17 protein-coding genes, 5 tRNA genes and 3 pseudogenes are annotated in these 21,970 nt (G+C 68.8%); 8 read left to right on the forward strand and 17 right to left on the reverse strand.

Going from position 1 to position 21,970, the window contains the following annotated elements:
* The first annotated feature begins 72 nt into the window (after positions 1-72).
* A complete protein-coding gene (locus ABZ848_RS46355) occupies positions 73-1,191 on the forward strand; it encodes a histidine kinase (RefSeq protein WP_360842220.1) in 1,119 nt (372 codons plus the stop codon).
* Here the strand turns inward: ABZ848_RS46355 and ABZ848_RS46360 are convergent.
* Positions 1,132-1,734, reverse strand: coding sequence for a response regulator transcription factor (locus ABZ848_RS46360; protein WP_360842223.1), 603 nt, complete (start codon positions 1,732-1,734; stop codon positions 1,132-1,134). The genes ABZ848_RS46355 and ABZ848_RS46360 overlap by 60 nt on opposite strands.
* 263 nt (positions 1,735-1,997) lie before the next feature.
* Between ABZ848_RS46360 and ABZ848_RS46365 the strand changes: the two genes are divergently transcribed.
* Positions 1,998-2,249, forward strand: coding sequence for a hypothetical protein (locus ABZ848_RS46365; protein ID WP_360842226.1), 252 nt, complete (start codon positions 1,998-2,000; stop codon positions 2,247-2,249).
* Positions 2,250-2,275: 26 nt separating this feature from the next.
* Here ABZ848_RS46365 and ABZ848_RS46370 read toward each other — a convergent pair whose 3' ends face one another.
* Positions 2,276-3,052 (reverse strand): hypothetical protein, encoded by a 777-nt coding sequence (locus ABZ848_RS46370; protein WP_360842229.1) that lies wholly within the window; start codon positions 3,050-3,052, stop codon positions 2,276-2,278.
* A gap of 254 nt (positions 3,053-3,306) precedes the next feature.
* Here ABZ848_RS46370 and ABZ848_RS46375 point away from each other — a divergent pair, with 254 nt between their 5' ends.
* Together ABZ848_RS46375 and ABZ848_RS46380 are read left to right on the forward strand one after the other, a co-directional pair.
* A complete protein-coding gene (locus ABZ848_RS46375; protein ID WP_360842233.1) occupies positions 3,307-3,870 on the forward strand; it encodes a uracil-DNA glycosylase in 564 nt (187 codons plus the stop codon).
* Between the two features lie 30 nt (positions 3,871-3,900).
* Positions 3,901-4,134 (forward strand): hypothetical protein, encoded by a 234-nt coding sequence (locus tag ABZ848_RS46380; RefSeq protein ID WP_360842236.1) that lies wholly within the window; start codon positions 3,901-3,903, stop codon positions 4,132-4,134.
* A 497-nt stretch (positions 4,135-4,631) separates the two neighbouring features.
* Here ABZ848_RS46380 and ABZ848_RS46385 read toward each other — a convergent pair whose 3' ends face one another.
* Positions 4,632-6,638, reverse strand: a complete 2,007-nt coding sequence (locus tag ABZ848_RS46385; RefSeq protein ID WP_360842239.1) for an NACHT domain-containing protein — start codon at positions 6,636-6,638, stop codon at positions 4,632-4,634.
* 428 nt (positions 6,639-7,066) lie between these two features.
* Here ABZ848_RS46385 and ABZ848_RS46390 point away from each other — a divergent pair.
* A pseudogene (locus tag ABZ848_RS46390) lies at positions 7,067-7,165 on the forward strand (twin-arginine translocase TatA/TatE family subunit); the annotation flags it as partial.
* Here ABZ848_RS46390 and ABZ848_RS46395 read toward each other — a convergent pair.
* The 5 genes and pseudogenes from ABZ848_RS46395 to ABZ848_RS46415 form a co-directional block, all read right to left on the reverse strand.
* Positions 7,160-7,324, reverse strand: a pseudogene (locus ABZ848_RS46395) (CBS domain-containing protein); the annotation flags it as partial. The pseudogenes ABZ848_RS46390 and ABZ848_RS46395 sit on opposite strands and share 6 nt — an antisense overlap.
* Positions 7,325-7,439: 115 nt before the next feature.
* On the reverse strand, positions 7,440-9,641 hold the full coding sequence (locus ABZ848_RS46400; protein WP_360842241.1) for a serine/threonine-protein kinase: 2,202 nt from the start codon (positions 9,639-9,641) through the stop codon (positions 7,440-7,442).
* 599 nt (positions 9,642-10,240) lie between these two features.
* Positions 10,241-10,576 carry a DUF2637 domain-containing protein gene (locus ABZ848_RS46405; protein ID WP_360842279.1) on the reverse strand — a complete coding sequence of 112 codons (336 nt, stop codon included), beginning with the start codon at positions 10,574-10,576 and terminating at the stop codon, positions 10,241-10,243.
* Between the two features lie 295 nt (positions 10,577-10,871).
* Positions 10,872-11,396 carry a DUF2637 domain-containing protein gene (locus tag ABZ848_RS46410; RefSeq protein ID WP_360842245.1) on the reverse strand — a complete coding sequence of 175 codons (525 nt, stop codon included), beginning with the start codon at positions 11,394-11,396 and terminating at the stop codon, positions 10,872-10,874.
* Positions 11,397-12,012: 616 nt separating this feature from the next.
* Positions 12,013-12,231: pseudogene (locus tag ABZ848_RS46415) on the reverse strand (DUF4188 domain-containing protein); the annotation flags it as partial.
* Positions 12,232-12,313: 82 nt separating this feature from the next.
* Between ABZ848_RS46415 and ABZ848_RS46420 the strand changes: the two are divergent.
* The gene (locus ABZ848_RS46420) at positions 12,314-12,958 is read left to right on the forward strand and encodes a MerR family transcriptional regulator (RefSeq protein WP_360842249.1); all 645 of its coding nucleotides are present in this window, start codon (positions 12,314-12,316) and stop codon (positions 12,956-12,958) included.
* A gap of 52 nt (positions 12,959-13,010) precedes the next feature.
* Here ABZ848_RS46420 and ABZ848_RS46425 read toward each other — a convergent pair.
* The 9 genes from ABZ848_RS46425 to ABZ848_RS46465 all read right to left on the reverse strand — a co-directional run bounded on the left by ABZ848_RS46425 (position 13,011) and on the right by ABZ848_RS46465 (position 17,061).
* Positions 13,011-13,083 (reverse strand) — tRNA-Glu (locus ABZ848_RS46425).
* Between the two features lie 28 nt (positions 13,084-13,111).
* Positions 13,112-13,183 (reverse strand) — tRNA-Gln (locus tag ABZ848_RS46430).
* Positions 13,184-13,204: 21 nt separating this feature from the next.
* Positions 13,205-13,277, reverse strand: a tRNA-Glu gene (locus tag ABZ848_RS46435).
* 29 nt (positions 13,278-13,306) lie between these two features.
* Positions 13,307-13,379, reverse strand: a tRNA-Glu gene (locus ABZ848_RS46440).
* A gap of 39 nt (positions 13,380-13,418) precedes the next feature.
* A tRNA-Gln gene (locus tag ABZ848_RS46445) sits at positions 13,419-13,490 on the reverse strand.
* Positions 13,491-13,580: 90 nt separating this feature from the next.
* Entirely contained in the window at positions 13,581-14,312 is a 732-nt protein-coding gene (locus tag ABZ848_RS46450) for an HAD family hydrolase (RefSeq protein WP_360842252.1), read from the reverse strand.
* A gap of 185 nt (positions 14,313-14,497) precedes the next feature.
* Positions 14,498-15,982, reverse strand: coding sequence for a glutamate--tRNA ligase (gene gltX, locus ABZ848_RS46455; protein WP_360842255.1), 1,485 nt, complete (start codon positions 15,980-15,982; stop codon positions 14,498-14,500).
* Complete coding sequence (locus ABZ848_RS46460; protein WP_360842258.1) at positions 15,966-16,751, reverse strand: fumarylacetoacetate hydrolase family protein; 786 nt, start codon at positions 16,749-16,751, stop codon at positions 15,966-15,968. The genes gltX and ABZ848_RS46460 overlap by 17 nt, the downstream gene beginning before the upstream one ends.
* 124 nt (positions 16,752-16,875) lie before the next feature.
* On the reverse strand, positions 16,876-17,061 hold the full coding sequence (locus ABZ848_RS46465; RefSeq protein ID WP_360842261.1) for a hypothetical protein: 186 nt from the start codon (positions 17,059-17,061) through the stop codon (positions 16,876-16,878).
* Positions 17,062-17,628: 567 nt separating this feature from the next.
* On the opposite strand from ABZ848_RS46465, the gene ABZ848_RS46470 reads away from it, so the two are divergent.
* Positions 17,629-21,513 (forward strand): nitrate- and nitrite sensing domain-containing protein, encoded by a 3,885-nt coding sequence (locus ABZ848_RS46470; RefSeq protein WP_360842264.1) that lies wholly within the window; start codon positions 17,629-17,631, stop codon positions 21,511-21,513.
* A 9-nt stretch (positions 21,514-21,522) separates the two neighbouring features.
* Entirely contained in the window at positions 21,523-21,936 is a 414-nt protein-coding gene (locus tag ABZ848_RS46475; protein ID WP_003973453.1) for a roadblock/LC7 domain-containing protein, read from the forward strand.
* The last annotated feature ends 34 nt before the right edge of the window (positions 21,937-21,970 follow it).

Here is a 21,970-nt window from a genome sequence, read left to right on the forward strand (position 1 = left end):
CGAAGGCATCAAATCGGGGGGGATGACATGGGGCTTCGCAAGCGGGCGACTCAGGCCAGCAGGGTCGCGTCCTTGTCCCTGGCGATCCTGGTCACCGGCTCGCTCACCCTGCTCGCCGCAGACCTCCTCGCGCAGCCCCTGAGTAAAGGATCGCTCGTCACCGGCCTCATCCTCATGATCCTTCTGCCTGCCGTGCTACTCGGTCAGTACGCGCCCCCTCCGTACCGCCTTCCCTACGGATGGCGGTGGGCGCTGCTCGGGCTGCAGGCGGTGCTCACCTACCTTCCGGTCCTCGTCTTCGAATACTCGTGGCTCAGTCTTCTCGGCTTCCTCGCGGGTGCCGTGCTTCTGACGGTGCCGCGTCCGGCCTCGGTCCTCGTCGCCGTTCTGGTGGCGGCCAGTGGCCCTCTCCTCGTCAACAGCAGCCTGGTGACCACGCAACGCAGCGGAATGAACGTACTGGTGTCCACGGTCATCACCGGCAGCAGCGTGTACGCCGTGGTCCATCTCGCCTTGCTTGCCGCGCGCTTGCAGGCGTCACACGGTCAGGCGGCTCGGCTGGGCGAATACCGTGAGCGGGCCCGTATCGCGCAGGACCTGCACGACCTGGTGGGATCGTCCCTCGTCTCCATCGCCGTGCAGTGCGAACGAGCGTGCGCCCGGCCCGAGAACGGCATATCGAGTCACGAGGTGTTGGGGCACATCGCGGCACTGGCCCGCCGTACTCATCGGGAGATGCGCGGCATCACCGGGCAACGGGCGACCGCCCACATGCACGTCGAACTCGCCTATGCCCAGAGCATGTTATCTCGGGCAGGGATCGCCACACGCACGACGTTGCCGCCCCAGCTGGATCTCCAGGGGCCTGTGGCCGCCTGTCTGACTGCTGTTCTGCGCGAAGCCGTCAGCAACGTGCTCCAGCACAGCCAGGCGTCGCGTTGCGACATCGAGATGACAACGCGCCCCTCCCGCCTGTGCCTGAGCATCGACAACGACGGCGCAGGCGCCGGAGTGGACGGGGTCGACTCCGGCAGCGGACTGTCGAACCTGCGGTTTCGGGTCCTGGCGCTGGGCGGCAAGATCGACACGAACTCCGACGACGGCCACTTCGTCTTGACCGCTGAGCTTCCGCTAGATCCACCCCTGACGGTCAGCGATGCGGATCGCGTCCACGAGGGTGCGCGCGTGTAACTTGCCCACCGCGGCCGACAGGCGGTTGCGCACCGTACCCACGCCCAGGAAGAGGTCGGCTGCTATCGCCCGTGCGTCTGCGCCGCCGGCGGCGAGCCTCAGCACTTCGGCCTCGCGCAAGGTCAGGGGAGTCACCGCGCCCCTCAGGTCCGCGAGCTCGGGCGGCTCGATGACGCGACCTCCAGCGCTCACCGCCCGCACGGCGTTCGCGAGTTCCTGCGGCGACAGGGTCTTGAGCACGTACCCGGAGGCTCCGGCATCAAGAGCGCGCTGCACATAGCCGGCTCGGTCCATGGCGGTCAGCATCAGCGTCCGGCAGGTCGGCGCGCTGCGCGACAACTCGCGGGCCAGCGCCAGGCCGTCCATGCCGGGCAGGTCGATGTCCAGCAGAGCCACGTCGGGTTCGGCGCCACTCACACCCTTCAGGGCCTCGGGGGCGTCAGCCGCATGCCCCGCGACTTCGATGCCGAACTCGCTGTCGAGAAGTGCGACCAGCCCCGCCCGGACCACGTGCATGTCCTCCACAACGAAGACCCTGATCATGACGGGAATACTCCACTCCGATTCTCGGTCGCGCACTGCCCTGCTCTGGCAGCTTCCGTCTTCTGTTTCCTGCCGGGCTCGGGCAGTGAATCTCGTTGTGTGTTCTGGTCTCCGAATACCGTTCTCGAACTGGCGCCTGGTATGCGCTCGGCATCTCACCGTCGATCTTGCAGCCGCGGACCACCGCTACAAGCCGCCGACTGCGGTCGACGCAATTCGCTCGCAACCAACTTAAGGAAGCCCTCCTGACCTGGGTCCTCTGCGTGGTGCAGCCCGAGCGGTGCCTGTCGATCCTCAAGTACACGACACCGGCGGGCGGCAAGCGCGAGATCGCGCGGCTGGTCTACGGGCTGGAAATGCCGTCCCCGGAGTCGGTGAACTGGACCCTGGGACGGCTCATCCTCTGGATCAACGACCTACTCCACACGCTCGTCGGCGATGGCTTCGCCAACCAGCAGCACTCCGCCGCCTTCCTGTGGTGGGCCAAGGACCAACCCGCCGACATTCGCAAGTAGTTGGGTGTGCGACCGGTTCTGGAACGCTATACCGGCAGTTGACGGACCTGGTTGTTGTCCGTCACCTCGTACAAGTCGATACGCAAACGTCGTCGCACTTGCGGCGGAACACGCTCGACCGCCTTGACCGACGAGGACGGCACCACGAGCGCGTACCGAATGTCCTCGGACTCACTGGTCATGCGGCGCAGGAGTTGCCCGTAGGCGATGTCGGCGTCGATGCCCTTCTCGCTGGTTCGGCCCTTGGCTTCGCAGATCAACCGCTCGCTCCCCCGTACCGCCTCGACGTCGGTCCAGCGGTCCGTCGGAGTCACCGGCGTCCAGCCCTCGGCCAGCAGCCAAGTGCGAAAGGCATCGGTGACCCGGTCCTCATCACTGTCCCGCGCGAGGATCTTCCTCAACGCCGTGATGTCCGCCTCTCGGCTGCGGCGCAGGCGGCCGCGGCCATCCGCGTCGAGGTCCGCCGGACGGATCACCACAAGGCGCAGGCCGTGGGCCGGAATCTCGGTATCACGTCGCGCGTCGTACAGGGCCCGCTGTTCGCCCCGGTGGACTCCGCTGACCGTCAGTCGATCCGGCTTGTCGAAGTGCGGTACCGGCTGGTCGTGCTGCAGTTCCCGGTACTCGACCACGAGTTGGTGGCCCTCCCAGTAGGCGTCGACGGGCAATCTGGTCTGCCGCCCACCGGTGCCCGGGTCGCCCAGCAGCCAGTCGAACTTGTGCTGGGTGCTCGCGATCTCACCCAACACCTGGTTGCACAGGCCGATGACGTACGCCTCGTCGCTGTCATCTCTCGTGCTCATAGCCGGGCATGATGCCAGCCGGGACTGACAGCGGGGAGACGGTCCCCGGCGCCGAGGGCCGACACCTCCGCGCCTCATGCGCTCCGCAGGACACAGGTCCGCCCGCGCACCGGCCGTTGTCACAGGCGGATGACACACTGCGCCCCATGTCTTCACATGATGCTTTTCGTACCTCGGCGCCACGGACGTTGCGTGATCCTGACGTGCTGCGAGAGCGGTTGCGAGCCGTGCGGACCGAGCCTCACGTGCGCCCCTTGAACGACTGGGTGGAGAAACTGCGCGGTCGGCTCGGTGACGGCGAGGCGGTGCCGTGGTTCGATCCCGCCTGCGGCGGGATCGACGCGCGCAGCCTGTTCCTCCTCGAAGCCCCGGGCCAGAAGTCCATGGGCGCCGAAGCCGAGCTGCGCCGCACCGGCAGCGGGATCATCTCCGTCGACAACGACGACCAGACGGCGCAGAACTGCTGGACGCTGCGTGCCGAGGCCGGTCTGCCGTATCACGAGTCCGTCCACTGGAACGTCGTGCCGTGGTACCTGGGAACGGCAGACCGGATCGCCGCACCCGGACGGACGGAGATCCAGCGTGCGGCGCCGTTTCTCCACGAAGTCATCACCATGATGCCTGCGTTGGAAGTGGTCATCCCCATGGGACGCAAGGCCCAGGCCGGGTGGGCGGCCTACCTGGAACGGTATGCGCCGAAGCTCCACACGCTCCCCACCTGGCACCCCAGCCCCCGGGTGTTCGCCTCCCGGCCCACCGCCCGCCAGGAGGTCCTTCAAACTCTCCGGGAGGCAGCGCGGCTACTCGATGCAACGTGACCATCGATCAGCCGCTCCTATGATGCAGCCATGAAGTCCGTCATCACGGCCATCGACGAGGTACCGCCGGGCACCGGCCGCAAGTGCAGCATGCACTCGGCGCCGAGCCCGAACTGCAGTGGTCCGGTCGTGGCCGTCGTGACGTTCGATGACGCGGGAGGCAAGGACAACCACTGGCACGTGTGCCAGTGGTGGCTCACCAACAACCCCGAGGCGGTCGCCTTCCAGCAGCGGAGCCATCGCCAGGATGCGCCTCGCGGCTGAAGGCACCTGGCCGTCGCGTAACGCCTACATCGGCAAGAACACCTCGGCCGAGCCGAGCTACTCGGCCACCGCCAAGAGAGTCATCGCTACCGGAGCAGCCACCGTCGAGCCCCGCGCGCCATCGCTCATGTGTACGCCACCGGACAAGCGTTGTACGCTGCAAAGGTGGAGGGGGACAAGTATCGTTTCGGGGAATTCGAGCTGGACCTGGCGCGGCACCCCAACCGGCTCTGCCTCGGCTGGGACCGATCCGCCTCGCATCGGAGCGGGCTTCACAGACGGGAGCACCTCGCCGACATCCCCCGGTCTCCTGCGCCAGCCAACTCCTGAAGAGTAACCGCCGCGCTGCGACCAGTCGTTGTGCAGGCGAGCACGCCCGGGACCCCGGCCACAAGGAGGGCGCCGGGTGAACCACAAGGAGGACTCGGTGGAGACCGAGCTGCAGACCGCAGTCTGCGCTGGCCGGGGCACATTTGCCGCGGGCCAGCGGGCGATCGTCACGGGCTGGGCCGAGGCGCTGGGCGGCTTCGGTCTGGGCTGAGCCATTGCTGGAGTTCGCGGTGGCGGAATTGGTAGGCGGGGCCGCTGTAGCGGAGCAGGCCCGCGGTGACGGCCCAGTCGAGGAAGCGGGCGAGCCGGAAGGGCAGGTGGCCCCGGGAACACAGCAGGAACACGCCGTATCTCCGCGCGGCCGGGCACCCAAATGAGAGACCTCCCATGAGGGCGCCGGAGATCCCGAACGCGAGCCCGGCTGTGAGGGGATCGGCGTACCTGAACACGAGAAGGCCCATGAGCCCGGTGGCGAGCCCGTACAGGAGCGCGACCACGAGCCCGTAGATCAAGTCGTCGAGGATGACGGTCTGTGGGCTGGCCACCGTGGACGGTTCCCCGCCGAGCCCGGTTGCGAGACCGCCTGCAAGGCCGACCACGAGCCCCCCTGCGAGGCCAGTGAAGAGTCCGTACGCGAGGCCTGCCGCAAGATCGAGCCAGAATGTCCCCGTTCCGTTCGCGCGCCCGAGCGCAAGCCCGGTCCAGACCCCGAGCGCCAGCCCGAACATGAGTCCGGCCGCAAGTCCGGCCGCGAGCTTCCGGAGTGTTCTTCGGCGGTCGCCTTGGCGGAGGTTCGACAGACGGTGGGGTGCCGTGGTCCGGAATGCGAGAGCGCCGGATACGAGCGCGAGGACCGTCATGACGAATGCCGCAAGGCTGGGGTATTGGGTGGTCAAGGCCAGAGGCAGCGCGAGGAGGACGGTGAGGGTGGTCAGGAGGGCGTCGGTGGTGCGCACGTGGGTGAGGCCGGCGAGAGGCCAGAGGCGGTAGAGGGTGAGGTCGGTGGCAGGGGTGCCGGTGGTGCCGCCATCGAGATGGTGTGTCAGGTGGCGGAGCCAGCGATGGATCTGGTCGGGCCTGTATGCGCGGGGGTTGGGGGTGTTAGCGGTGGTGGCGGGGATGTAGCGGGCGAGGAGATGCTGGTCCAGGTCGTGCGCGGTGGGGTGGTCGAGGAGTTCGGCGGGGCTGCCGGTGCGGTGGTAGACAGTGGCGGCCAGGCACAGTCGCCACGGGGTGGACAAGGCGGCGGCGAGTGGGCCCGCGGAGTGAGCCTGGAGGTGGTTGAGGAGGGGCTGCCAGCGGGCCATGTCGCGAGCCCGGTCACATAGGTAACTGACGGCGTGCTCAGTGTCGACGGGGGCGATCGCGACCCGGGCTGCGTCGATCAACTGCAGGGCGGGGGCGAGAGCGTCGTAGTGATTGTTGCGGCAGGTCAGGACCAGCGGTCCTGCCCCCCGGCCGTCTTGGTAGGCGTTAAGGGCTTCCAGGGCAGCGAGGGCCCGTGGCGCGTCGGGGTCCGGGGTGCCGTCGTCGCGGAAGGGGTCCATCTCGTCGAGTCCGTCCAGGACGGGCAGCACCAGGCCTTGACCGACCAGTCCGGCGGCGAGAGCGGGGGGCCAGTCGTAGGCAGCCACCAGCCGCTGGGCCAGCAGGTCGCTCAGGGGCCGGCTGGTGTCCCACTGGGCGAGTGGGATGCGGACCGGCACCGGGTCGTCGTCCGTGCGGTCCTCAAGGAGGGCGAGCATGAGTTCCAGCGCCAGGAGCGTCTTGCCCGCCCCGGCCGCGCCGGTGATGACCAGACGCCGCGGCCGGGTGGAGCGGTAATAGCCCAGGACATCAGGCAGGCCGGCGGGAGTCGCGTTGGTGAAGGTGCGCCCAGCCTGCAGGGCGGTGGCAACGCGGCCCCCAGCGGGGTGCAGGACATAAGCAAGGTTGATGCGCTCGGTGTCGGCGCCGAGCAACTGCCTGCGCACGGCTCCCTCACCCGTCTCAATCTGCCGGGCAAGCGTCCTTGCCCAGCCCCGTGCGAGGTCGGCGTCGGCACCCTCGATCGGCTTGCGCAAGGCCACAACGGCGAGCACGAGACTGGTGACACCGGCAGGGAGCCCGACAAGGCCAGCGGTCTCGGCGGCCTGAAGCGCGCCGTGGACGAGTTGCCGCACGGCGAAAGTCACGCTCGATGCGATCGCCGTCGCAGACACAAAACTGATGAGTTGCCATGTACGCCGATGGCGGCGTCCCCCGAGCCCAGCCATACCTCGAGCATGCCGCTTCACGCGCCCGGTCATGGCCCTTTGTCCTACTTGTGACCCTCAGCCTGCCCAAACACGGCGAGGCGAGGCAGATCGGTCCCAGCTGAGGCAGAGCCGGTACTTCAAGCCACTTGCCTGGGTAGCGATCTTCACAATACGGGGCCGATTCGAGACGCCTCGGTGGTCCCAAACGGCGCCGCCGTAGCCAATCGTAAGCCTGGCTTCAGGGCAGGCCGGGGACTCCACGAATCCGGGGTCAGCTCACTGCCCCGCGGACACCAGGTCCCGTTCGGGCAGGACGGATTCGGGATACCAGCCGTCGTTGTCGCAGCCAAGGTGTCGCCCAGGATCTGCTCGGCTTGAGCGAACCGGGCTTGCTGCTGTTGGTGGTCGTGGTCGTCCTCGGGGTAAAGGAGCTGCCCGAGCTGACTCGATCGGCGGGCGAGGCCGGTGAGGCGGCCGGTCTCGTCGCGGACCACGGCCAGGGAGACGCGGCGCCCGCGCAGCACCTCGATCGCGTCGCCGACTGTGGTATCCGCGCCCAACTCCGGTACCGGACGCGCCAGATGGCGATCGCTTGTGGCGCCGCCGAACGACCCGCGGCTGCGCCGCGCGGTCTGCTCCGTACTACTGCCGGACGAGCAGACTGAGGAACTGGCTCAGCAACACCCTCCGCTTTTCTGATCAAGACCGCACAAGCCCGCTCGTGAAAGCCCGAGTCAGCTAGGCAGGGACGGAATTGGCGGCGATGCCATCGGCAGTGGCTGTATAGACATGGGTGCCGTCGACGACCGGGCTGATCACCGAGTCCTCCAAGACACCAGGCACCGACTCCGACCACTTCTTTCTACCCCGGCGATCCACGGCATGCAGACGCGCACCCATCCGCACGTAGACGGTCTCCCCGACGACGGCCGGGGCGCTGGCCGACTCACCGCTCTCGTAGCCGTCGCCCTCGACCTTCCAGACCGTGGATCCATCGCTTGGGTCGATGGCGGTGAGCGTGCCGGCTGCCGAGCTGACGAGGAGATCGCCGAAGCGGACGCCGGTAAAACTCGTCCCAGAGTTCACGTCCGGGTTGTCCGTGCTCCACGACAGTCGGCCAGACCGCAGGATGCCGTAAAGGCCAACCTCGCCGGAGGAACCGACCACCAGCATGTCGCCCACCACGGTAGGTCGCCCGACGTCCGTACCGGCAGCCACGGACCAGAGCACGCTGCCGTCCTTCAGGTTCAGAGCCTGCAGGACGTCCCCATAGGTTCCGACGTACGCGACACCCTTGGCGGCAACCGGATCACTGGTCGGCGCCGCCTGGGTTCGCGCGTTCCAGCGCAGACCACCGTCGGACGTGTAGGCCTGCACACCGCCTGTGTCCGGCGCCCCGGGTCCCGTCGCCAAGAGAATCAATTCCCCGGCGGCCACCAGGAAGTTGGCGTAGCCGCCGTCGACTTCCTTGCTCCACCGCACGGCGCCGTCGTGACCGAGCGCGCAGAGCTTGGCCGGTCCGTCATGGCCGTCCAGCAGGCAGTACACACCGTCGGCGGTGGAAAGCGGTGACATGACGGGCAGCCCCAGGGGCGTCGTCCAGACGGGTGAACCGTCTTCCGGGGAGACGGCGTGCAGCGACCCGTCCTCGCCGCCGACATACACCCGCTTGCGATCGGGCGACAGCGCGACGCACGGGCCCACGTCGTAGCCGAGTCCCCCGACCGAGTAGTGCCAGGCTCCGGGCACCGCACCGGCGCTCGGCGTTGTCGAGGATCGTGAGGACGGCTGGGTGCTGCCTTTCGGCGTCCTGACGCCACCGCGTTCCTGGTCTCGCAGCCACGCCCAACCGCCGACACCCCCGCCTGCCAGTACCAGCACGCCGCCGGTCAGAGCGCGCAGGAACCCGCGCCGCTCCTGCCGTGCGCTGCTTGGCGCGGCCGGCTCCGAAGGCTCGCCCTCGGCCGGCGCTTCCCCCTCCGCCCCCGGCTCACCGGCCCCCGTCACCTGGGCCACATACTCGACGCCGCTTGCCCGCAGGTCCGCGTCATGCTCCGCAGCCCAGCCTCCGGCTCCGAAGTGACAGGCACCGCCGTACCAACCCGACGTCAGACTCTGACGCAGGGATCGCCGGGTGTGCCCCGCCTCGGCGATCACCCCGGCCGGCGTGGGCCGCTTCGCGGGGTCCTCGGCAAGACAGGCCTTCACAAGCCCTCGCACACCGTCCGGCACATCGGACACGTCGAAATCCCGGCTCAGGACCCGCATGAGGATCACCGCGTCCGTCCCCTCGCCGAACAGCTCGCGGCCCGTAGCGGCGTAGCCGAGCACCGCACCCAGGGAGAACACGTCACTCGGCGGTCCCACCTCGGCTCCGTTGCTGATCTGCTCGGGCGAGACGTACCCGGCCGAGCCGACAATGCTCCCGGTGCGGGTGAGCGAGGTCGCCTCCAGGGCCCGGACGATCCCGAAGTCGATGACCCGCGGACCGTCCGGCGCCAGCAGAATGTTGGAGGGCTTCAGATCCCGGTGGACCATCCCCTTGGCATGGATAGCGACCAGCGCCTCACCGAGCGCCGCCGCCAGCGCCCGCACAGCCTCGGCGGACAGCGGACCGCCACCCCGCACCGCGTCCCTGAGATTCGGCCCTTCCACGAACTCCGTGGCCATCCACGGCTGTTCGGCCTCCGTGTCGGCATCGACGACCCTCGCTATGTAGGCGCCTGTTGCGCCGACCGACTGCGCGGCGCGCACCTCGTGACGGAACCGCGCCCGGAACAGCGGGTCCTCCCCATGCTCGGCCCGCACCACCTTCACGGCCACCCGCATCCCGCCGCCCGCGTGGGCGAGGAACACCTCGCCCATCCCGCCGACGCCGAGTCTGCCGACAACGTCGTACGGCCCGATCCGCCGGGGATCCGTCTCACGCAGCGCCCGCACTCCGTTCACCCTCCGCCCGACGGCCGCCTACCGACGCGAGCGTATACGCCGCAGGAGGCTCAGAGGCTCACATCGCCTACACGCAACGGTCGTCTCGCATACGGCAGTTCTGCTTAGCCTCGGTATAGACCAGTTCCCTGACGACGTTCACGAAATACTTCTGGACGGACTCAGTCACTCGGGCTACTCGGTCACACGAAGCTGGATGAACCACCCGGGCGACGGTCACCACTTCCGCCCAACATGGAACAGTCCGCCCCATGCAGTCCTACGGTCGTTGCACCGCTTGCCACGAACCGGGCTGTCCGACGGCTGCTCACTCCTGAACGCGACCATTACGGCTCGCACGCACCAACGCCACCAACTCCCTCGACCGCCCCGCACCGATACGCAATTCCTTACGCAGCGATTCCGCCGACACAGGCCGCTGATGCAACTCCCGGTGGCGAGCGTCCACTTGTCGAGCGCCGCCTAGGAGAGGATCACCCACTTCATCGTCTTCCGCCGCAGAGAGATCTGCAGCATCAGACCAGCCCGATCCGCGGAGCGGTGGGCAAGCAGTTCCACCGCCAGCAGCAGCGCCACCGGCGGCCACCCCGCTACCAACACCGGCTCCACGCCAACGCCGGCGCCGCGGCCACGTTGGCCGCCAGCGACACAGCGATCCCGAGCAAAATCGCCGCCCACACCACACACCGCCCACGCCGGTCACGCATGCTCGGCTGGTTCAAGACCCCGACGGTCGCCAGCAGCAGCAACCCGTCAACTGACAGCGGCCACAAAGCCGCGCTGGTCCGATCCGCCCCACCCTGCAACGCGAACTCCCGCTGATGAACATACGAGGCGTACGCAGCCACCCCCGCCACCACCAAAGCCCCCGCACGCCGAACCCACACCTCCAGACCAGCACCGGGCCCCAGGACAGGCCGCCTCACCGCCCAGCCCTCCCCCGCGCCGTCGGACAAAAGCTCCCCTCAACCACGAGCTTGCCCGTCAAAAACCCCAGCTCAGACCGCCATCCTTCTGCCACGCGTCCCGCCCTGGGCTCGAACCTGCAGCTCAACAACCACTGCAGTCCAAAGGTCGTCGACGCCGGCTGTTCCGCCAGGCGACCACAACGCCGCAAAGGCACGGCACCCGCGCTAAAGAGGCTCCGGCACGATGGTCACCAGAGATCAGCCAGGCCGCTCGCCTTCCTCCTCGTCCCCTGGGGCGGGCGACGGGGTGTCGTCAACGCCGCCATCCCAGATGCCCCTGACGAGTCTGGCCAACTGTCTCGACCGTCTGTCTTGCACCGATCCTGAGCTCCTTCCTCAGAGTCTCCGCAGACGCAGGACGCTGGTGAAGCTGCCGATGCCGCATGTCGATCCCTCGGGCTCGTGCCAACAGCGGATCGTCGTCCCGACCTCCACCAGCTCCAGCTGACCCACGCAGTACGGGCCCACGCTCCTTTCTCTCCAACTGGCGATGCGCCAGGAGCTCCACGGACAGCAGCAGCGCCACCGGCGGCCATCCGGCCACCAACACAGGTTTCCACTCCAGAGTCGGCGCAGCCGCGATGTTCGCCGCCAGGGAGACAGCGATCCCCAACAGGAAGGCCGACCACACAGCCACTCGCGCACGGCGCGTGAGCACACCCGACGGCTTCAACAATCCGACGGTGGCCAGGAGCAGGAGTCCGTCCACGGACAACGGCCACAACGACGCACTGACACGATCCGCTCCGCCCTGAAGCGCGAACTCCCTCTGGTGCACGTACGAGGCTTACGCCGCCACCCCGGCAACCACCAGGGCGCAGAACGGCCGGATCCACGCGTCAAGATCCACGCCTCTGCGCTCCGGCGCTCCCTGCGGGGCTTCCGCATCTCGCGTCATCGCAACCACCGCCAGCCACGAGTGCACACTCTCAGTGCACAACGCGTGCACACTTGCGCGGGAACTCCCGGGAACTCGCACGTAGAAGCGGGAAGCCCCCCAGACACGGAAATGGGCTCGAATCAAGACAAAAGTCCAGGTCAGAGCCCTAAAAGCAAAAGAGTCGGGCTGTACGCCGGGTTTCCGTTCGAGACGTAATCGACAATTCGCACGCCAGGCCACTCAGTGCATATTTCTGGTGGCGGCATCCAGACCCTTGGCGGGTATCCAGGTGCAGGACGCGGTGGCGCCGCGCTCCGGGCCGGCAACGCCTCAGGCGTGACGTGGGCGTCGAACGTGTCGATGTCTCTGGCACAGCAACGAGGGCGAGCGAATCACCGATTACGAAAGTAATCCGCAAGTATATTCGACCCCGAATCGACCCCAACGCCTCGGCTGGACCTGCCTCACAACTCTGACCTGCGCAAATGTGATTGAACTAAGGTCAATTACAGTACTCCCAGTACTGGACGACGTAGTACGTGCGGGGCGAGGCCGTCAGCAGGACACGGCTGAGCAGGCCCCGGGCGGGGTCCTTCTCCAGCTCCCGCAGCATGCGGAACATGCCGAGCATCACCGGCAGCCACAGATGGACGGCCCAGAAGCGGTTGACGCGCATGCCGATCAGCAGGACGACGACATCGCCCTTCGCGTCGGCGGTCGTACGGGACACCATGACGACTTCCCCTCGTTGGTGAGCGGCGCTATCCGAGTGGCGATGATGGGATAGTGCCGGTATCCGAGAAGGGGCGCAAGAGATGCGGCTGGCCGAACTGAGCGAGCGCAGCGGTGTGTCCACCGCGACGATCAAGTACTACCTGCGCGAGGGCCTGTTGGCGCCCGGCCGCCAGATCAACACGACGACGGCCGAGTACGACGACGAGCACCTGCGCCGGCTGAAGCTGATCCGCGCGATGATCCAGGTCGGCCGGGTTCCGGTGGCCACGGTCAGGGAGGTGCTGGGGCATGTGGACGACGACTCCCTGCCCCGCGCGATGCGCCTGGGCGCCGCCGTCTGGGCGCTGCCGCAGGTGCCGGAGCCGGACGTGGACGACGAGTTCGTGCGGGACGCGAGGGTCGCGATGGAGGAGTTGCTCGCGACCCTGGGATGGTCCAACGCGCAGGCCATGACGAGCGTCTCCCCGTCGTTCCGCTCCCTGGTGGTGGCAGCTGCCGCGCTGCGGCGGCTCGGCTACGACTGGAGTCCCGAAATCCTCGTGCCCTACGCGCGGTTGATGCACCAGGTGGCCGAGCTGGACATGGCGTTCATGGAGTCGCATGTGACGGAGGCGGAGAAGGCCGAGGTGGCGGTGCTGGGCGTGGTGCTCGTCGAGCCCATGCTCCAGGCACTGCACCGGCTGGCCCAGGAGGAGGAGTCGACCCGGAGATACGGTTTCGAATGAAACCGGGACACGGCGAAGGCCCCCCGCCGAAGCAGAGGGCCTTCATTTCGAGTACCCCCGACCGGATTCGAACCGGCGCTACCGCCTTGAGAGGGCGGCGTGCTAGGCCGCTACACAACGGGGGCGAGGATCTTGCGTTGCCGCAGATCCGAGCTGGTCTACCTGGACTCGAACCAAGACTAACTGAACCAGAATCAGTCGTGCTGCCAATTACACCATAGACCAATGATGGTTTAGACCAGTTTGTACCCCCGACCGGATTCGAACCGGCGCTACCGCCTTGAGAGGGCGGCGTGCTAGGCCGCTACACAACGGGGGCCCTAGCGATCATCCAAGAGATGTTCACCGTACCCCCGACCGGATTCGAACCGGCGCTACTGCCTTGAGAGGGCAGCGTGCTAGGCCGCTACACAACGGGGGCTTTGTGGACTTGATCCACGGTGCGGATGAGCTCCGCGAGCTGGCCTACCTGGACTCGAACCAAGACTAACTGAACCAGAATCAGTCGTGCTGCCAATTACACCATAGGCCACTGGAACGCAAGCCCCTGTGGGGATCTTGTTCTAGTTTGCCCCGTCGGTTCCGGCCTTTCGGCCCGCTCCCCGGCGGCGCAGGAAGAACATTACCTGAAGGTGGACGGGGCTCCAAAACGGGTATCCGCGCCGAGGATCGCGGGGAGTTCGGCGAGGGAGGCGATGCGGCGGCGGCCGACGGGGGCGTCGCCGCCGGTGTGGACGCCCGCGCGGTCGATCCACACGGACAGCAGCCCGGCCTCGGCGGCACCGCGCCCGTCGATCTCCGGGTGGTCGCCGACGTACGCGACTTCGTGCGGTGCGAGGTCGAGGGCCTCGCAGGCGGCCAGGAAGGCGCCGGCCTCGGGCTTGGAGACGCCGAGTTCGGCGGCGCAGAGGATGACCTCGAAGCGGTCGTGCACGCCGAGGGCGCGCAGCTTGCGGTCCTGGACGTGGATGCTGGAGTTGGACAGCACGGCGTGCCGGTGGCTGGCGGCGAGGGCGTCCAGGACGGGCAGGACGTCCGGGAACAGGGCCCAGGCGGCCTCGTAGTGCGTCAGGTACCGCGCGAACCAGCCGTCGGCCTCGGCGTCGCCCAGCGCCTCGCCGAGGAACACCCGGATCCGCTCGCGGCGCTGGTCCTCGAAGGACAACTCCCCCGCGGAGAACCTGGCCCACTGCAGATCGGTGATCTCCCGCCACCGCACGAGGGCCTGCTCCACGGTGTCGTACCCGTCGAGCAGGCCCTCGGCGGCGAGATGCGCCCCCATACCCACGCGGTCCGCGCTCGTGTAGTCGAAGAGGGTGTCGTCGACGTCCCAGACCACCGCGCGAATGCTCATGATCCGACGGTAACCCGCCAAGGGGCGCGCCGGGAGGCGGAACGTGGTGAGGCAGTCGCCGTTGGCGTTGCTGACCAGGCGGCGGAACGTGTAGCCGAAGCCGGTGGTGGTCTGCGCGCCCCAGTGCCAGTTCCGGGCGGAAGGGCGGTAGCCGTATCGGCCACCGCCCTTGCCGCGTGGGTGCGTTACGCCGACAGCTTCGCCAGCGCCGCGTCGATCCTGGCAAGGGTCTTCTCCTTGCCCAGGACCTCAAGGGACTCGAAGAGGGGCAGGCCCACCGTGCGGCCGGTGACCGCGACGCGGACCGGGGCCTGGGCCTTGCCGAGCTTGAGGCCGTGGGCCTCGCCGGCGGCCAGGACGGCCTCCTTGAGGGACTCCGCGGAGGTCCAGTCGGCGGACTCCAGCTTCTCGCGGGCGGTCGCGAGAAGCGCGTCGCTGCCCTCCTTCATCGCCTTGGCCCAGGACGCCTCGTCGGAGACCGGCTCCGCCAGGAACAGGAAGTCGACGTTGTCGGTGATCTCCGACAGGACCTTGAGGCGGGTCTGGGCGTGCGGGGCGATCGCGTGCCACTTGGACTCGTCGAAGTCCTCCGGGGCCCAGGGCGCGAACGGCGCCTGCAGCCAGGGGGCGCAGCGCTCCGTGAAGTCCTTCACGTCCAGCATGCGGATGTGGTCGCCGTTGATCGACTCGCACTTCTTCAGGTCGAAGCGGGCCGGGTTGGGCTGGACGTCCGCGATGTCGAAGGCCGCGACCATCTCGTCGATCGTGAAGACGTCCCGGTCGGCGGAGAGCGACCAGCCCAGCAGCGAGAGGTAGTTGAGCAGTCCCTCGGGCAGGAAGCCGCGCTCGCGGTAGAGGTTGAGCGAGGACTCCGGGTCGCGCTTGGACAGCTTCTTGTTGCCCTCGCCCATGACGTACGGCAGGTGGCCGAAGGCCGGGATCTGCTTGGCGATGCCCAGCTCGATCAGCGCCTTGTAGAGGGCGATCTGCCGCGGGGTGGAGGACAGCAGGTCCTCGCCGCGCAGGACGTGGGTGATCTCCATCAGGGCGTCGTCGACCGGGTTCACGAGCGTGTACAGGGGCGCGCCGTTCGCTCGTACGATCCCGTAGTCCGGGACGTTCTCCGGCGTGAACGTCAGCTCGCCGCGGACCAGGTCCGTGAAGGTGATCGTCTCGTCGGGCATGCGGAAGCGGACGATGGGCGTACGGCCCTGGGCCTTGTACTCCGCCACCTGCGCCTCGGTGAGGTCGCGGCAGTGGCCGTCGTAACCGGACGGCCGGCCGGCGGCGCGGGCGGCCTCGCGGCGGGTGTCCAGCTCCTCCTGGGAGCAGTAGCAGTGGTAGGCGTGGCCGGCGTCGAGGAGCTTGGCGGCGACGTCCTTGTAGAGGTCCATGCGCTGCGACTGGCGGTACGGCGCGTGCGGGCCGCCGATCTCGGGGCCCTCGTCCCAGTCGAAGCCGAGCCAGCGCATCGCGTCGAGCAGCTGGCCGTACGACTCCTCGGAGTCGCGGGCCGCGTCGGTGTCCTCGATGCGGAAGACCAGAGTGCCCTGGTGGTGGCGGGCGAACGCCCAGTTGAACAGGGCGGTGCGGACCAGGCCCACATGGGGGTTACCGGTGGGCGACGGGCAGAAACGTACGCGGACGGGTGCGCTAGCCACGCTTGACAACCTTGTTGGTGAGAGTGCCGATGCCTTCGATGGTGACGGCGACCTCGTCGCCGACGGTGAGCGGCCCGACGCCTGCCGGGGTGCCCGTGAGGATCACGTCGCCGGGGAGCAGCGTCATGGCCTCGGTGATGTTGACGATCAGATCCTCGATCGGGTGGATCATCTCGCTGGTGCGGCCGAGCTGGCGTTGTTCGCCGTTGACCGTGAGCTGGATGGTCAGGTCGGACGCGGTGGCGAGGTCGATGTCGGTCTCCACCCAGGGGCCGAGCGGGCAGGAGGTGTCGAAGCCCTTGGCCCGGGCCCACTGCTTCTCGCGCTTCTGCACATCACGTGCGGTGATGTCGTTGGCGCAGGTGTAGCCGAAGATCACGTCGGCCACGCGCTCGCGCGGGACCTCGCGGCACATCCGGCCGATCACCACGGCGAGCTCGGCCTCGTGGTGCAGGTCCTCGGAGAAGGAGGGGTACTGGATCTCGTCGCCGGGGCCGATCACCGAGGTGGAGGGCTTGAAGAAGGCGAAGGGCGCGTCCGGCACCTCGTTGCCCAGCTCGCGCGCGTGCTCCGCGTAGTTACGGCCGTACGCCACGACCTTGTTGGGGAGCACCGGCGGCAGCAGCCGGACCTTGCTCACCGGGACCTTGGTGCCGGAGAGCTCGAAGTCCGCGAACGGGATGCCCTTGATGATGTCGAGGACGAGCTCGTCCGGCCTGTCGCCCTCGACCGCGCCGAAGGCGACATTCCCGTCGATGGAGAATCTGGCGATGCGCACGGGATCCTGGCGCCCCTCACTGAAGCCGGTGGAGTCTGACGCTCCAGGCTAACGCGGGAGGGGGCCGCCGACTTGCGCATTACTGCGGGCGGGCGGCTTGAGTGATCAGTGCGCCGGGTGCGTACTAGTCCGCGACGGAGGCGGTGGCGGGGATCTCCATGAGGACGGTGCGCCTGGGGTTGGCGGTCTGGGTGGGAAGGTCGAGGGCGTGGTCCTGCTCGGGGGTCTGCAGGGAGTCGGCGTCCTCGAGGTGCGCCAGGGTCGTGCGCCGCGGGTTGGCTATGTTGTGGAACATCATCGTCGTCTTCACGGTTGTACTGACCCTGTCGTCTGTGTGTGGGTGGGCAGTTGCCTACGTCTTGTAAAGCGTCAGGCTAAACATCCAATTCCCCGGGGAAGCCGTGAGGAGCCCATGACCGGTGTGTGAGTTTGCTCACGAGGGCACAGGCAAACCGGTCAATTCAGGCCCGCAACTCACCCCTACGAAACGGACATTGACCCCCTGAAGGCATCATTCCGCTCCTGATCATGGCGACTGGGACACCACCCGATCCCGTCCAACTCGCGGAGTTACGCCCGTTATGGGGAAGATCCCTTTCTACGCCCGGTGACCCGGCACTCACGTGCTGTCACTTAGGTCACGGCATGACACGTGAACCTTGTTGGAGATCCTGCACTGTGCTGGAATGCCACGGACCGCCGCAGGATCGAGCCGGCGCACAGGGGGCGCAACCGAGCGCCGAGTGGCGGCGAGAGGGGGAGCCAGCGCCGGTCACTCAAGACCATCTGGGGGGCGCGTTCAGGGCGCTCCCCAAACGCCGACACCGTGTCTTTCCGTTCACGCGGAGGGGCGCCTGGTCCAGAGGTTGCGACGCTAGTGCAGGGACGTTTCAAGAGGGATGGCAGTGCTTCGGCTGAGCCGGAGCCGCACGGCGGGACTGGCCCCGTAAACGGCAGTTCCTCGCCCCAGCACGCCCAGAACCCGGGCCCGGCACCGTCCGGAGACGGCGGTGAGCGCCCCGGGCGCCTCGGCACGTCGGCCTCCACCGGATCGCCGGCCCCCGCTCCCCCGGTCAAGCCGCCCAAGGGCGCGAGCGGCCCCGGCTCACGCGTCGCGCTGCGCAACTGGCGTATCTCCACGCGCCTGGTCTCGCTGCTCGCGCTCCCCGTGGTCGCCGCCACCTCGCTGGGCGCGCTGCGTATCAGCGACAACATGGACGACATCCAGCAGCTCGACAACATGAAGCTGCTGACGGAGATGACCAAGCAGGCCACCGAGCTGGCCGCCGCGCTCCAGGAGGAGCGCGACCAGTCCGCCGGTCCGCTGGCGCACGGCTCCAAGGCGAGCGACTACACGGTCAAGGGCTACCGGGACAAGACGGACCGGGCCAAGCAGAACTTCATCGACGCCGCCGAGGAGATCGACACCTCGAACGGCGACGGTTCTCTCCAGGGCATCCGCGAGAGCCTCGTCGGTGTGGTCAGCGACCTTGAGGACCTGCCGAAGGACCGGGCCACCGCGTACGAGGCGAAGCTCAACTCCTCGCAGACGGTCGAGGCCTACCACCGGCTCATCACGCATCTCCTGGACCTCTCCCAGGACATGGCCGAGGCCACCAGCAACCCCGAGATGATCCAGCGCACCCGCGCCCTGGCGGCGTTCTCCTCCGCCAAGGAGTACGCGTCGATGCAGCGCGCGATCCTGGCGGCGGCGCTGCCCGCGAACAACAACACGTTCGGCACCCTGTCCGAGAACGACCGGCTGTACGCCGACTCGGCGCTCGAGAGCCAGATCTCAGAGCTGCGCAGCTTCAAGAGCATCTACGGCACCGAGAAGGCCGCCGCTCTCCTCAAGCCCATCGAGGAGAACAACGCGACCATCAAGGCCACCGACACCTACGCCAGCCGCGCGCTGGCCGGCCAGGGCGGTCTGCAGGACCTGCAGAAGCGGTCGTACCAGGACTGGGTGGACGACAGCTCGACCAAGATCGAGCAGATGAAGAAGATCGAGCACACGCTGCTCGAGGACATGGAGCAGAAGGCCCGCGAGCTGCGCTCCGCCTCCGAGCGCGAGGCGATCATCTCCGGTGCGCTGATCCTGCTCGTACTCGGCGTCTCGCTCGTCGGCGCCTTCGTCATCGCCCGGTCCATGATCCGCTCGCTGCGCCGCCTGCAGGAGACCGCCAACAAGGTCGCCCAGGACCGCCTGCCCGAGCTGGTCAAGCAGCTGTCGGAGTCGGACCCGCAGGACGTCGACACCTCCGTCGAGTCGGTCGGTGTGCACTCCCGGGACGAGATCGGCCAGGTGGCCGCGGCCTTCGACGACGTGCACCGCGAGGCGGTCCGCCTCGCCGCCGAGCAGGCCCTCCTGCGGGGCAACGTCAACGCGATGTTCACCAACCTCTCGCGCCGCTCCCAGGGCCTCATCCAGCGTCAGCTCTCGCTCATCTCCGAACTGGAGTCCCGCGAGGCCGACCCGGACCAGCTCTCCTCGCTCTTCAAGCTCGACCACCTCGCGACGCGTATGCGCCGTAACGGTGAGAACCTCCTCGTCCTCGCGGGTGAGGAGCCCGGCCGCCGCTGGACCCGCCCGGTCCCGCTGGTCGACGTGCTCCGCGCCGCCGCGTCCGAGGTGGAGCAGTACGAGCGCATCGAGCTGGCCGCCGTGCCGACCACCGAAGTGGCCGGCCGCGTGGTCAACGACCTCGTGCACCTGCTCGCAGAGCTCCTTGAGAACGCCACCTCGTTCTCCTCGCCGCAGACCAAGGTCAAGGTCACCGGTCACGCGCTGCCCGACGGCCGCGTCCTGATCGAGATCCACGACACCGGTATCGGCCTCTCCCCCGAGGACCTCGCGGCGATCAACGAGCGGCTTGCCTCGCCGCCCACCGTGGACGTCTCCGTCTCCCGCCGCATGGGCCTCTTCGTGGTCGGTCGTCTTTCGCAGCGCCACGGCATCCGCATCCAGCTGCGCCCGTCCGACTCCGGTGGTACGACCGCGCTGGTCATGCTGCCCGTGGACGTCGCCCAGGGTGGCAAGAAGCCGCAGGGCAAGCCGGGTCAGGGCGGTCCGGGCGGTGCCGGTGGTCCGGCCGCCGCGCAGGCCGCCGCCGGTGTGGCCGCGGCTCGCCGTCAGGCCGCCGGTGCCGGTGCGCCCGGTGGTCCCGCTCTCGGCGCGGGTGCGCCGGGCGGTGCTCCCGGTGGTGCCCTCGGCGCGGGTGCGCCCTCCGGCGGCGGTCGGCTCGGAGCCGGTCAGGGGCCGCGGGCCGCACTGCCGGGTGCCGGGGACGGCCGTCCGGGTGCGCCGGGTGGTGCGCGTGGACCGCAGTCGCCGGCCGCTCCCCCGCAGGGCCGGCCGGCTCCCGCGGGCGCGGGTGCCGGGTTCGGACAGGCGCCGGGTGCGCCGCAGGGCCTGCAGGCCGCGGGCCAGGACGCGTTCGGCGGTCAGGACAGCTTCGGCGGCGCTCGTGGCGCCGTACCTCCGCAGGCCCCGCCCTCCTCGAACCCCGCCGGCCCGTCCGAGCAGAAGCAGGGTCGCGGCCGTCGTGGGCGCATCCCGCAGCTGCCGGGGCGTGGCGGTCCGCGGGCCGAGCTGCCGGGCGGCAACCAGCCGCGCACGCCGAGCTGGAGCGACGAGAACGCGCAGCCGCCGGTGCCGCGCGCCTCGCTCGACACCCCGCGCGGTCACGACGAGACCTCCCGGATGCCGCGCATCGACGCGACCTCCGAGATGCCGGCGATCGGGCGCGGCGACGAGCGCCAGGGTCCCGCCGCCACCTCCGAGTTCCCCCGCCCCGACTTCGGCGCGAACAACCCGCAGCACACGGGCCAGTACGGCCGCCCGGGCAGCGACCCGGCGCAGAACACGGGCCAGTACGGCCGTCCCGGCGCCGACTCCGCCCAGAACACCGGGCAGTTCCCGCGTCCGGGTGCGGAATCGCCCCAGAACACCGGGCAGTTCGGCCGTCAGGAATACGCGCAGCCCGGTGCGAACGGCAGCTCGGGGCAGTTCGTCCGCTCGGACGTCTTCGGCGGGCCGAACGGCCAGAACAACCCGAACAACCCGGCGAACACCGGCCAGTTCGCGAGCCCGACGGCCTACGACCCCAGCTCCACGGGCCAGTTCGCCACGCCGGGCTACGACGGCAGCTCCACCGGCCAGCACTCGCTGCCGGGCCGCCAGAACGGCAACAACACCGGGCAGTTCGAGCGTCCGCAGGGCGACTTCGGTGCCCCGCGTCAGCCGGTCCCGCCGCGTCCGCAGCAGCGTCCCGCCCGCCAGGAGCCCGAGGCGCTGCCGCCGGCTTCCGGTCCCGGCGACGGTCGTACCCCGCTGTACGACACGTTGGAGACCAACTGGTTCCACGGCGGACCGGGCGGTGGCCGGCCGAACGGCAACGGCTCCGCTCCCGCCCCGCAGCAGTCGCAGGCTCCGGCCGCGCCCGCTGCCCCCCAGCGTCCCGCGACCTCCAGCTGGCGCAGCTCGCCGAACGACGACCTCGTCCGGCAGGCAGAGCGCGTCCGGCAGCCGGCCGCGGGCGGCGTCACCACCTCCGGCCTGCCGCGCCGGGTGCCCCGGGCGAACCTCGTCCCGGGCACGGCTCAGCAGCAACAGCACCAAGCCGGTCCGGCAGTCTCCCGTGCGCCTGACGACGTACGCGGCCGTCTGACCAATCTCCGTCGGGGCATCGCGCAGGGTCGACAGGCCGGTACCGGCCAGACCGGCAGCTTCCCGAGCCCCACTCACCAGCAGGAGCGTTAGTTGAGCCAGATGAGCCAGGCGGCACAGAACCTCAACTGGTTGATCACCAACTTCGTGGACAACACCCCCGGTGTGTCCCACACCGTCGTCGTGTCCGCCGACGGTCTCCTTCTGGCGATGTCGGAAGGCTTTCCGCGCGACCGCGCCGATCAGCTGGCGGCCGTGGCCTCCGGGCTGACCTCACTGACGGCCGGGGCCTCCCGGATCTTCGAGGGCGGCAACGTGGCGCAGACGGTCGTCGAGATGGAGCGCGGTTTTCTCTTCCTGATGTCCGTCTCGGACGGTTCGTCCCTGGCCGTGCTCGCGCACCCCGAGTGCGACATCGGCCTGGTCGGCTACGAGATGGCGCTGCTCGTCGACCGTGCAGGTGCGGTGCTCACACCGGACCTGCGCGCCGAACTACAGGGCAGTCTGCTCCACTGACCGGCTAGGATCCACCCCCCTCACGACATCACCG

Source organism: Streptomyces sp. NPDC047081, from assembly GCF_040643775.1.
Classification (GTDB): domain Bacteria; phylum Actinomycetota; class Actinomycetes; order Streptomycetales; family Streptomycetaceae; genus Streptomyces.

Coding starts and splice junctions, on each gene's coding strand:
- ABZ848_RS46370 (WP_360842229.1), bottom strand. CDS start 3,052: ATGAGCACGAGAGATGACAGCGACGAGGCGTACGTCATCGGCCTGTGC.
- ABZ848_RS46360 (WP_360842223.1), bottom strand. CDS start 1,734: ATGATCAGGGTCTTCGTTGTGGAGGACATGCACGTGGTCCGGGCGGGG.
- ABZ848_RS46380 (WP_360842236.1), top strand. CDS start 3,901: ATGAAGTCCGTCATCACGGCCATCGACGAGGTACCGCCGGGCACCGGC.
- ABZ848_RS46450 (WP_360842252.1), bottom strand. CDS start 14,312: ATGAGCATTCGCGCGGTGGTCTGGGACGTCGACGACACCCTCTTCGAC.
- ABZ848_RS46475 (WP_003973453.1), top strand. CDS start 21,523: ATGAGCCAGGCGGCACAGAACCTCAACTGGTTGATCACCAACTTCGTG.
- ABZ848_RS46420 (WP_360842249.1), top strand. CDS start 12,314: ATGCGGCTGGCCGAACTGAGCGAGCGCAGCGGTGTGTCCACCGCGACG.